The 10,698-nt window shown below is 69.1% G+C and carries 11 protein-coding genes; 4 read left to right on the top strand and 7 right to left on the bottom strand.

The genetic code is table 11. The annotated features are described in order from the left end of the window. The 5 genes from FJ108_10645 to FJ108_10625 all read right to left on the bottom strand — a co-directional run. Positions 1-578, bottom strand: a 578-nt coding sequence (locus FJ108_10645) for a polysulfide reductase (GenBank protein MBM4336354.1), incomplete at its 3' end; no start/stop codon positions are given. Between the two features lie 4 nt (positions 579-582). Next, positions 583-1,518: a 4Fe-4S dicluster domain-containing protein gene (locus tag FJ108_10640; GenBank protein MBM4336353.1), complete on the bottom strand. Its 936-nt coding sequence runs from the start codon at positions 1,516-1,518 to the stop codon at positions 583-585. Further along, complete coding sequence (locus FJ108_10635; GenBank protein ID MBM4336352.1) at positions 1,508-2,149, bottom strand: hypothetical protein; 642 nt, start codon at positions 2,147-2,149, stop codon at positions 1,508-1,510. Before FJ108_10635 ends, FJ108_10640 begins: the two co-directional genes overlap by 11 nt. A gap of 3 nt (positions 2,150-2,152) precedes the next feature. Beyond that, a complete protein-coding gene (locus FJ108_10630; GenBank protein MBM4336351.1) occupies positions 2,153-2,761 on the bottom strand; it encodes a hypothetical protein in 609 nt (202 codons plus the stop codon). Between the two features lie 15 nt (positions 2,762-2,776). Then, positions 2,777-4,456, bottom strand: a complete 1,680-nt coding sequence (locus FJ108_10625) for a nitrite reductase (protein MBM4336350.1) — start codon at positions 4,454-4,456, stop codon at positions 2,777-2,779. Positions 4,457-4,491: 35 nt separating this feature from the next. Here FJ108_10625 and cobA point away from each other — a divergent pair, with 35 nt between their 5' ends. Continuing rightward, positions 4,492-5,508 carry a uroporphyrinogen-III C-methyltransferase gene (gene cobA, locus FJ108_10620; GenBank protein MBM4336349.1) on the top strand — a complete coding sequence of 339 codons (1,017 nt, stop codon included), beginning with the start codon at positions 4,492-4,494 and terminating at the stop codon, positions 5,506-5,508. On the opposite strand, the gene FJ108_10615 is transcribed toward cobA, so the two are convergent. Together FJ108_10615 and FJ108_10610 are read right to left on the bottom strand one after the other, a co-directional pair. Continuing rightward, on the bottom strand, positions 5,409-6,464 hold the full coding sequence (locus tag FJ108_10615) for a phosphotransferase family protein (protein MBM4336348.1): 1,056 nt from the start codon (positions 6,462-6,464) through the stop codon (positions 5,409-5,411). The two genes, cobA and FJ108_10615, sit on opposite strands and share 100 nt — an antisense overlap. A gap of 10 nt (positions 6,465-6,474) precedes the next feature. Further along, positions 6,475-8,304 carry a sodium:solute symporter family protein gene (locus FJ108_10610; GenBank protein ID MBM4336347.1) on the bottom strand — a complete coding sequence of 610 codons (1,830 nt, stop codon included), beginning with the start codon at positions 8,302-8,304 and terminating at the stop codon, positions 6,475-6,477. On the opposite strand from FJ108_10610, the gene FJ108_10605 reads away from it, so the two are divergent. From FJ108_10605 to FJ108_10595, 3 genes are read left to right on the top strand one after another with little or no spacing between them, the layout of a single operon-like run. Continuing rightward, a complete protein-coding gene (locus FJ108_10605) occupies positions 8,188-9,012 on the top strand; it encodes a TIGR03619 family F420-dependent LLM class oxidoreductase (GenBank protein ID MBM4336346.1) in 825 nt (274 codons plus the stop codon). The two genes, FJ108_10610 and FJ108_10605, sit on opposite strands and share 117 nt — an antisense overlap. Before the next feature lie 35 nt (positions 9,013-9,047). Next, a complete protein-coding gene (locus FJ108_10600; protein MBM4336345.1) occupies positions 9,048-9,899 on the top strand; it encodes an LLM class F420-dependent oxidoreductase in 852 nt (283 codons plus the stop codon). Next, the gene (locus FJ108_10595; protein MBM4336344.1) at positions 9,899-10,690 is read left to right on the top strand and encodes an outer membrane lipoprotein-sorting protein; all 792 of its coding nucleotides are present in this window, start codon (positions 9,899-9,901) and stop codon (positions 10,688-10,690) included. Before FJ108_10600 ends, FJ108_10595 begins: the two co-directional genes overlap by 1 nt. The last annotated feature ends 8 nt before the right edge of the window (positions 10,691-10,698 follow it).

The raw sequence follows: 10,698 nt of genomic DNA, 5'->3' as shown, positions 1-10,698 counted from the left end.
ATGCTCACCGCGAGCGGAATCGAGAGGAAGATCACCGGCATGATGAAGGCCGCGTTGTAGCGCTGCCCGGTGTAGCCCTTGAAGACCAGGTAGGTGACCACGAAGTAGTTGATCGCGAAGTAGGCGTTCAGGACCAGGATGTCCCAGACCAGCAGCGAGTGAGGGAAGTGCGGGTTCCCCACGACGGGGAAAAGGTGCCAGAGCCGGTCGGGGCGGCCGACGTCGATCGAGACGAAGAGCATGCACATGATGATCGCGGAGACCGCCATGATCTCGCCGAGGAGCACCACCTCCTTGATCGGCCCCCACTGGTACACGTAGGCGGGGATCACCAGGATCACGGCCGCAGCGGCCACGCCGACCAGGAACGCGAAGTTTCCGATGTAGAAGCCCCAGGAGATCTGATCGCGCATGTTCGTGGTGCTCAGCCCGTTCTGAAGCTGGTTCGCGTACGCGAACGATCCGACCACGATCAGCACGCCGAGCAGCGCGATCCACGCGTAGTAGCCGACGCTGCCACGCGCGACCACGCGCGCGCTGCCGGCGACGAAGCGCCAGAACTGGATGACCGAGTTCATTCCATCAGCCCCAGAAGTAGAAGAACTTGGGATGCGTCTCGAGCTCCGCCTTGAGCACGAACGTGCGCTTGGTCGCGAGCAGCTGGCGGATCTCGCTCTTGGGATCGAGCAGGTTTCCGAACTTCCGCGCGCCCACGGGGCAGGCTTCGAGGCACGCGGGGTAGCGCCCGTCGCGCACGCGCTGGATGCAGAAGCTGCACTTCTCGACCACGCCCTTTCCGCGCGGGCGATTGCCGAGCAGGTGCATGTTCGGATTCACGTCTTCGGCGGGCAGGTTCGGCTCGGCCCAGTTGAACTTGCGCGCGCCATAGGGGCAGGCCGCCATGCAGTAGCGGCAGCCGATGCACCAGTCGTAGTCGATCACGACGATCCCGTCGGGCTCCATCCAGGTCGCCCCGGTCGGACAGACCTGTGTGCACGGGGAGTCGTCGCAGTGCTGGCACGCGACCGGCAGGTAGACCTTGTCGGGGGCGGGAACCTCTTCGTGGTCGTAGTAGGGGTTGCCGTCCTCCAGGTTGATCCCGCGCATCACCTTCTCGCGCTCGAACTCCAACACGCGGATCCACTGGATCTGCGGATCCCGCGACTGGTTGTTCTCGTCGACGCAGGCGTACACGCACTTGCGACAGCCGATGCAGCGCGAGATGTCCAGACCGTAGCCGAACACGACACCGTCGATCGGCCCGGTGGCGCTGACCTTCACGTCCTTCGCGTAGCGGGCGGAGTACTTCTTCGCGAGCCGCTCGAGCACGCGGTCGAGATCCTCGCGAGAGAGCTCTCGGAAGTGGCCCTGGAACATGGCCTCGACGTCGAACTCCATGCCGGTGGCCGCGCCGACCCCGGTGAGCGCGGCCGCGCCCGCCACCGCGGTGCGCAGGAACTTGCGCCGCGAGGCGCCCTTCGCGTCGAGCTTCGGGGCGTCCGGATCGTCAGGGTTCATCGGAGACCTCCTGGGCGGGAACGCTCGACGCCGCGGCGGTCGAGCTCAGGATCGCCTCCGGACGTCGCGGAGGCGGAAGCGGCTCGATCGCCTTGAAGCGCGGCGCGTGCGGGTCGTGGCACTCGATGCAGGTCCGGACCTCCTTCGGGCCCCACCAGTGACCGGTGCGTTTGCCGTGGATTCCGGTCGGCCAGTCCTGGCGCCTCTGCCCGTGGCACTGCAGGCACATCTTCCACGATTCCCCGAACGCCACGTGAGTGCGGTCCGCGAGCTGGAGCGAGTCGCGGTCTTCGGCCGAGTGACACTGCAGGCACCACAGGTCGCCATGGACGACCTCGATGTCTTCGTGGTCCTCCTCCATCGCGCGCCGCTCGGGATCGACCTTCATCGTCTCGTCGTGGCAGTCGCTGCAGGGGAAGTAGTCGTCGCTCGGCTCGGGCCCGGCGAGCAGCACGGGCTCCGGCTCCGGCGGCAACGTGCGCTTCGGGTAGTCCGCTCGGCTTCCGTCCTCCCCGTGCGGGCACTGCAACGAGAAGAGCATGAGCACGAAGACCAGCGCGCCGCCCAGGACCGTCCACGTCGCGCCCTGAACCCGCTTCTCGATGCCTTCGCCGTCCTCCGTGTCCGCCACGTCCTACTCTGCGTCGCTGTCCTTGGACGGGTCGTACCCTGCCGGCACCGGATGCGCGATCGCCTTCGTCGCCTGCTCGTAGTCGAATCCCGCGGTCTTGCCTCCGGCCAGCTTGTAGCGCGCGGGATCCCAGGCGGGGCTCTCGTCGTTGTGGCAGGTCAGGCAGACCTTCTCGCTCTGCAGCACGAGGCCCTTCTCCACCGCCTTCTTCTGATCCATCATGATCTTCTTCTTGCGGTAGTCACTGCCCGGTCCGTGACACGCCTCGCAGGTCACGCCCTCCGTCTTGGCGTACTTCATCCCGAGGCGGGCCTTGGGCTCGCCGTGCCCGGCGACGTGGCACTTCACGCACTTGTCGGAGGCCTGGGGGTCGTCGATCCCCCTGTCCTTGCCCCACTGCTTCGCCTTGTCGGAGGCGAGAGTCCCCCAAGCCTTGGCGTGCTTGGAGTCGAGCCACTTCCCGTACTGGTTGCCGATCTCGTCCTTCTCGTGGCACGAGCGGCACTTCGTCGCCCCTGCGAACTGGTGGGGCTTCTTCCCGTCCGCGTGCGCCGGACCCCCGCTGGCCAGGAGCACGCACGCGGACACCACCGCGATCACGAATCGCTTCACGAATCCTCCCTCGGATCAGTAGACGTCCTGGACAGTGTTATAGACGTTCCACTTTCCGGTAGGGGTGACCATCCAGTCGGCTTCGATCCGGGCCTTCTCCTTGAGCGTCTTGTCGTCGTAGACGATCAGCGCGCCCTTCTTGTCCCAGACCGATGCCCAGACCTCGTCGCCAGCTTTGTTGTACTCGAAGTGCACGATCTTCCCGTGCTGGGTGGCCGGGAAGCAGGTGGGGTCGGCGTCGAAGTCCTTCTTCTTGAACACGCAGATCGTCTGGTTGGAGTTGCCGTCCTTGGCGAACGTGGCGTCGGTCCAGACGTTCTCGCTCTTCGGATGGGTCTTCAGGAACAATCCCGGTCCGGCAGTCTCCGCCTCGCGCACGACCTTCCAGGCGTGCTCCGGGTGCTTCGCGGGATCCGATCCGTAGACGCTGATCTTCCCCTCGCCCAGATGCGTGGTCGCGCTCACCGGCCCGTACTCCGGATCGATCCAGTTCGCGCCGCGGCCGGGGTGCGGCTTCACGCCGGTCTCGAACTTGGTGACGAACTTCTTCTCCTTGGTGTCCACGACCACCATCTGGTCGCGCATGTTCGCGGCGATCAGCAGGTAGCGCTTGGTCGCATCCCAGCCACCGTCGTGCAGGAACCGCTCGGTCTCGATCTGGTGCATCTTGACGTTCTCGAGGTCCGAGTAGTCGACCAGCCAGACCAGGCCCGTCTCCTTGATCGCGACCACCCACTCGCTGTCGAAGTGCGAGGCGAGGATCGTCGCGACGCGCGGCTCCGGGTGGTACTCGTCCGTGTCGTAGGTCATCGACCGGGTCGAGATCACCTTCTTCGGCTCCAGTGTCTGCCCGTCGATGATGACCAGCTGCGGTGGCCAGTAGCAGCCGACGATCGCGAGCTGGTCGACGAAGTCGCCCTTCGGCCCCTTGTACTTCGAGACCTCGACGCTGCGCGCGTCGAGACAGGTGCGGACCTCGGCCACCACGGTCGGCTTGGCCGCGTAGAGGTCGATCAGGCTCACCTTGCCGTCGCGGCCGATCGTGTAGAAATACCGCCCGGTCGCGGACGATCGGAAGATGTGGACCGCGTAGCCGGTGTCGACGACGCTGAGCAGCTTCTTGCTCTTGCCGTCGATGACCGCGCCCTTGCCCGCGTCGCGCAGGATCACGCCGAAGAGCTCGTCGATGTCGTAGTCGTGCTCGGGCTTCTTGAGCCGCTGCTCGACCGGAACGTGGATCTTGTGCGTCTTCTTCATGTCCGCGATGCTCATCTCGGGCGGGATCGGCGGTGTGTTCTGCAGGAACTTCGCCATCAGCGTGGTCTCGGCCTTCGTCATCTCGCCCGTGCGGCCCCAGCCGGGCATGCCGGCATCGGTGCCGTCGTAGATCACGCTCTCGAGCTTCTCGAGCGTCTTCTGGCGCATGGCGGTGTCGTCGATCACCGGTCCGGTCGCGCCCTTGCGCAACGTTCCGTGGCACCCCGAGCAGCGATCGAAGTAGATCTGCTTGCCCTGGTCGAACTCCGCGGGCGTCAGCTTCGGCACCGGCTGGACGACGACGGGCGCGGGCGCCGGGTCGGCCGACATTGCGGGCGCAGCCTGGAGCAAGAGAGCGAAAACACCGACCGCGCCTAGCGCGAGCCTGCGGGCCAACGAACGCGACACGCTGCAATCAATCGCTACGAACTTGAACATGCGGAACCTCCCGTTCGCACAGAGTTGCAATTCGAATGCCCGCGCTAGACCCCTCGCGCGGAGTTCTTCGAGCGAGCGGGACGACGGCATGCGGCGCCGTGTCACTCGGTGATGTGTCGAAGTGTGCACCGGCTCGAGCTTCGAGCAAGCCGAATCCAGGCCCGGTGAGCGCGGATGTCACGGCACGGATCTGGCAGAATGCGGGGAGACACTCGACGGCGGGAGGTGCAACATTGCGCGGCAGGGTGCGCTTCGTCGGAGCGGGACCGGGCGATCCCGAGCTCATCACCGTTCGCGGATTGCGCGCGCTGCAGGAAGCAGATGTCGTCCTGTACGACAGCCTGGTGAGCCCGGAGCTCCTCGAGGGCCTTCGCGCCGAGCTCGTTCACGTGGGAAAGCGCTGCGGCCGACACGCGATGACGCAGGAGCAGATCAATCGACTGCTCGTGGAGCTCGCGCTCGCTGACAAGGACGTCGTTCGCCTCAAGGGAGGGGATCCCTCCGTCCTGGGACGGGTAGGAGAAGAGATCCTCCCGCTCGCGGAGCACGGGATCGAGTTCGAGATCGTCCCGGGCGTCTCCAGCGCCACCGCCGTACCCGCACTCGCGGGAATCCCGGTCACCCATCGCGACTTCGCGGACAGCTTCACCGTCGCCACGGCGCACCGTCGGGACGAGGACGGACGCTACTCGATCCCGCCCTATCAGCCGCGCAACACCTTGGTGCTGCTGATGGCCGGAGCCACCGTGCCCGCCTGGCGTACACAGCTCGTGGCGCTGGGCTATCCGGCCGATCTTCCCGTCGCATTCGTGAGCGCGGGCTGCTCCCCACGAGAGCGGGTGCTGGTCACCACCGTCGCGCAGGCCGAACGGGACTTCGAGGCCGCGGCACTCGAGACCCCGGTCCTGGCGGTGATCGGCTGGGTCGTCGGCTTGCGCGACTCGCTCGGACCCTACGCGTCTTCGAGGAGCTGCAGCAGGTCGAGCTCGGTCTCGGCCATGCGCCGTCCGATCGCGGCCTGCTCGACGCTGGGGATGACGCCCGACAGATAGGCGTTCACCTGCACGATCCAGACGACGCAGACCTTCGCCGAGCAGAGCACCTCCCACCAGCGCAGCGCGTCGCGATCGAGAACTCGGCCGCTCTCGGTTTCGTAGGCGCGGTAGAACGGCTCGCGCGGACCGACTCCGCCGACCGGCGCGGCCGGATTGCCGAATCGCCAGGTCTTCGTGCACATCCAGGCCAGGTCCTCGTGCGGATCCCCCACGTGCGCGAGCTCCCAGTCGAGCACGGCGCGCAGCCCTTCGGGGCCGACCACCACGTTGCCCATCCGGTAGTCGCCGTGCACGAGCGCGGCGGCCGGCTGCGCGGCCGATCCGCCCGGCACGCTGCGCTCGAGCCACCGGTAGGCCCATTCACAGACTGGTGTAGGGGAAGGCGCCGAGTCGATGCCGCGCCGGACCTGCGCGAGCTGCTCCCTGACGCTCGACTGGCCGGGCGCGGCGCGGGCGATCCGCTCGAGCCCGGGCGCGGCGGGATTCATGCGGTGGATGCGCGCGAGCGCGCGGCCGAGCTGCTCGGGCAGCCGCTCCCGCGCGTTCGCGAGCGACGGCTCGCGCAGGATTCGCGTTCCGATCGTCTCGCCCTCGATCCGATCCATGAAGTAGAACGGCCCGCCCAGCGGCTCGAGCTCGGCGCAAGGCCAGTACACGCGCGGCACCGGGACCTCGCAGCGCAGCGCCTCTTCGAGCAGGCGAAACTCCAATCGGAAGCCGCCGCCATCGGCCGAGGCTCCGCGCGCCGTGGCCGCGGTCGGATCGATCCGCAGCACGAGCGCACGCTTCTCGGCCGCGCTTGCGCCGCCGAGCTCGAGGTCGAGGCTCCAGACCTGCCGTGACGAGCCTCCGGCCATGCGGCGCAGATTCGACACGCGCGCCGGAGCGCCGGCGTTAGCGCCGATCCAGGCCTCGATCCTTGCCACACGATCGTCGCGGTCGAGCTTCTCCACGCGCGCGATCTTACCTGCGCAGCGACCCGAGCGTCGCGACCAGGGCGTTCGCGACGAGCGCGAGCAGCCCCGCGTGGACGCCGCCGAATCGCTCGACTCCGGCGAGCACGGACCCCGCCGCGAGCGCCGAGCCGAGCACCACGCCCGCGAGCGTCGGTCCCGCGCGCAGACCCGGCCAGTGGATCGCGAGCAGGAACGCGGGCGCGCACTGGACCAGAACCTCCATCTTGAGCTCGGTGATCCGCCAGAGCGTGAGGTCGCGGCGCATCGCGAGGACGATCATCGCGGCGAAGAGCGCCGCTGCAGCGCGCTTGCCTAGAAGCGTGGTCGCGGGCGCATCGCGCGGGCGGTCCAGCAGATCGGTCGCCACCAACGATCCGGCCGAGAGCAGGACCGAGTCCGCGGTCGACATGATCGCGGCGATCGCGGCCAGGAACACGACCACGGCCGCAAGCGCGGATGCGAGCCCGTCCTGCGCCCAGAGCGCGAGCAGCGCCGGCATCACGCGGTCGGCATCGACCCCGGCGAGCTCGGGCAGACGCGTGATCGCGGCCAGGCCGATCATCGTCACGACCGCGGTCGTGACGAGCGGCATCCAGGTCATCAGCGCAAACGCGCGCTTCAGCGTGCGGCTCGACGACGCGGCGTAGATGCGCTGGATCGCCTGCGGATAGAGCGTGCTGCCGATGCCGAGCAAGAGGATCGTCGAGGCCCAGTTCGCCCGGGCAGTGGCGCCGGGAACGACCACGGCGTCGGGGCGCAGCTCGGCGATCCGAGTCGAGAGCCCCGCGAGCCCGCCGGGCGTGGACAGCAGCCACACGATCATCGCGCCCAGGCCCGCGAACATGATCCCGGCCTGCACCGCGTCGGTCCACGCGACGGCGCGCATGCCCCCGGTCGTCTCGTAGAAGAGGATCACCGCGGCCAGCCCCACCACGCCGAGCTCGTACGGCACGAGCCCGCCGGTCGCCTCGGTCGCAAGCTCCCCCATCGCGCGCAGCTGCGAGAACAGGAAGTTCGAGAGCGCGAATATCATCACCAGCGCGACCGCGACGCGAAGCGCCCGGCCGTGCGGCTCCGCGCCGAAACGCCAGCGCAGGAAATCGCCCGGCGTCACGAATCCGTGTCGCGCCGAGAGCGGCCGGAGCTTCGGCGCGAGCGCGTGGAAGAAGACGACGATCGCCATCATGAAGCCGGTCGCCATGACGAAGGCGAAGCCGCTGCGGTAGGCCTCGCCCGGATAGCCGATCAGTGAGTTCCCGCTGTAGGTCGTGGCGTACAGGGTCAGGAACAGCACGAACACGCCGAGCTCGCGCGCGGCCAGATAGTGGTCGCCCGGCGAGTCGTCGCGGCGGGCGCGTCGCGCGAACGCGGCGACGGCGAAGAGCCCCGCCAGATAGAGGCCGAGCGCCGCAAGCCCGAGCGCTCCCACGCTCACGAGCCATCCCCGTCGTGCTCGGGAACCTCCGCGAGCCACCAGGCCACGCTGTTCAGAAGCGCGACGCCGGCGTAGCAGACCAGCGCCACCGCGGCCCAGTCGGGAAGCCCGAGCCAGATTCCGGGCTCGGCGCCACCCTCGCGGTACCACGGGATCGAGACCGCGTAGAGCAACGCGATCGCGGCGAGGCTCGCTCGCCGAGCTCTGGAGCGCGCGAGCTTCGACACGGCGCGAGCTTGCGGGTTCGCAGCGCGCGCGGTCAAACCGCTGGCTAAGCTGGACCGCATGAAGATCGGAATCGCGGTTCGCACCATGGGCCCGCAGTCGAGTCGCGAGACGCTGCTTGCCTGCGCGCTCGCCGCCGAGGCCGCCGGCCTCGACGAGATCCACGTGCCCGACCACATCGCGATCCCGCCGGACGACGCCGAGGGATCCGGCGGGCGCTACCTCGACCCGCTCACCGCGCTCGCCTGGCTGGGCGCGAAGACCGAGCGCATCGGGCTCGCGACGGCGGTGCTGATCCTCCCCTACCGCCCGGCGCTGCCGACCGCGAAGGCGATCGCGACCGTGGCGGAGCTCTGCGCGGGCCGGTTCGCGACGCTCGGTGTGGGCGTGGGATGGATGGCGCCGGAGTTCCGCGCGCTCGGCGTGCCGCGCGAGAAGCGCGGCGCGCTGAGCGACGAAACCCTGTCGTTCCTGAACGACGCGTTCGCGAGCGACGTGGTCGAGCGCAACGGCCAGGCGTTCCTGTTCCTGCCCCGGCCCGCGCGGCCGCGGATCCTGATCGGCGGCGCGCCGCCGCACGCTCTCCAACGGGCGACACGGTACGGTGACGGGTGGATGCCGATGGCGGCCCGGCCCGAGCAGATCGAAGCGGACTGCGCGCGGCTGCGCGAGCTCTTCGCGATGGCCGGCAAGCCCGCGCCCGAGGTCGCCGTGCTGACGCGGCTTCCGCTCGCGGACCCCGCGCGCGCAGCCGATCTGGCGCGCGCGTTTCGCGCTGCGGGCGCGACCCGTCTGGTCCACGGCGGCCGCTACGCCGACGTCCCAGAGTTCGCGCGGGACGCGGAGGCGCTCGCCATGGCGACCGGCGCGCTGCGGCTGGGGTAGAATCGGATCGCGTTCGCCACGCGCCGGGAGGTCGGATGAAGTTCGGGCTGTACGGAATCAACACCGGACCGTGTAGCGATCCGGACGTCGCCTCGCGCGTCGCGAAGGCGGCCGAGGCGGCCGGCTTCGATTCGGTCTGGACCGCGGAGCACGTCGTGCTTCCCGACCCGCAGGCTCCGCCGTCGCCCGCGCCGCCGCAGATGAAGCTGCTCGACCCGGCGGTCGCGCTCTCGTTCCTCGCCGCCCACACGACCAGGCTCCTGCTCGCGACCGGGATCATCATCCTGCCGCAGCGAAATCCCGTCGTGCTCGCGAAGGAGCTGGCCAGCGTCGATCGACTCTCGAAGGGGCGGCTGGTCTTCGGGCTCGGAGCCGGGTACCTAAAGCCGGAGTTCCAGGCGCTCGGCGTTCCCTTCGGCGATCGCGGCAAGCGCACCGACGAGTACATCGAGGCGATCGTCGCGCTCTGGACCCAGGACGAGCCCGAGTACAAGGGCGAGTACGTGGCGTTCGGCGCGATCCAGGCGCATCCGCACCCGGTGCAGAAGCCGCACCCTCCGATTTTCGTCGGCGGAATGAGCCCCTCGGGGCTGCGGCGCGCGGCGCGCTACGGAAATGGCTGGTACGGCTTCGCGCTCGATCTCGACGCGACCCGGCACGCGCTCGAAGGTCTGCGCGCGGCCGAGCAGCGCTTCGACCGCTCGGCCGCGCTCGGGCGACTCGAGATCACGGTGACCCCGGCAGGAGCGGTCGATGCGGACGTCGCCCGCGCGTACCAGGCGCTCGGCGTGGATCGGCTCGTGCTGCTGAATCCGGGGCGCAACGCCGACGATCAGCTTCGCTTCGTCGAGAAGGCCGGGCGCGAGCTGGTTGCTGCGCTCGCCTGATGCGTCGCCTCTGGCTCGCGCTGCTCCTCGCGCTCGCGCCCGCCGAAGCAGCCAGAGCCGCGGGCTCGATGAACGAGGTGATCGACTGCGCGCTGCGCAGCCTGCCGCCGTCGGTGCGCGGCCGCTTCGTGCTGACCTGGCGCAGCGCGAAGGGCGAGGGGCGCGTGATCGAAGGCCAGTACTGGGGCGAGCAGCCGATCCAGGGCATGCGCCGGGTCATCGTCGCATCCACGGGCGCTCGCCCGACGGACACGGCGGCCTATCTGTTCAGCGAGGGCGATCGGGTCGGCGAGGCCTGGCGCTGGACCCCCGATCAGCCGAGCCCGCGGCGCATCGAGCCCGACAGCCCGGATGGCGAGCTCTTCGGCACCGACGTGGACTTCGAGGACTTCGCGCGCTTCGCCCGCTTCATGTTTCCCGGCCAGCTGCGGCGGCTCCCGGACGGCTCGATCGACGGAAGGCCGGTCTACGTCGTCGAGACGAAGCCCTCGCCGGACGCTGGCTCGCGGTACGAACGGCTCGTGAGCTCGGTCGACCGGGAGTGGTGCGTGATCCTGCGCCGCGAGGGCTACGAGGCGGACTTCAAGGGCGGCGCGGAGCCGAGCGAGGTGATGAGCGCAAGCCCGAACGACGTGAAGATCGTGGACGGGTTCGCGCGCGTCACCCGGGCGACGCTGCGCGACCTGCGCGATGGCTCCGAGACGCGAGCGGAGCTCGTGGATCTGGAGCTCGAGGCCGTGCTCCCCGAGGGCTTCTTCGAGCCGCGGAACCTTCCGAACGTGGTGAAGTAGCGGAAGGC

The sequence above is a fragment of the Deltaproteobacteria bacterium genome, assembly GCA_016875225.1.
Classification (GTDB): Bacteria; Myxococcota_A; UBA9160; order SZUA-336; family SZUA-336; genus VGRW01.
This window is presented reverse-complemented; position numbering and strand designations above follow the sequence as displayed.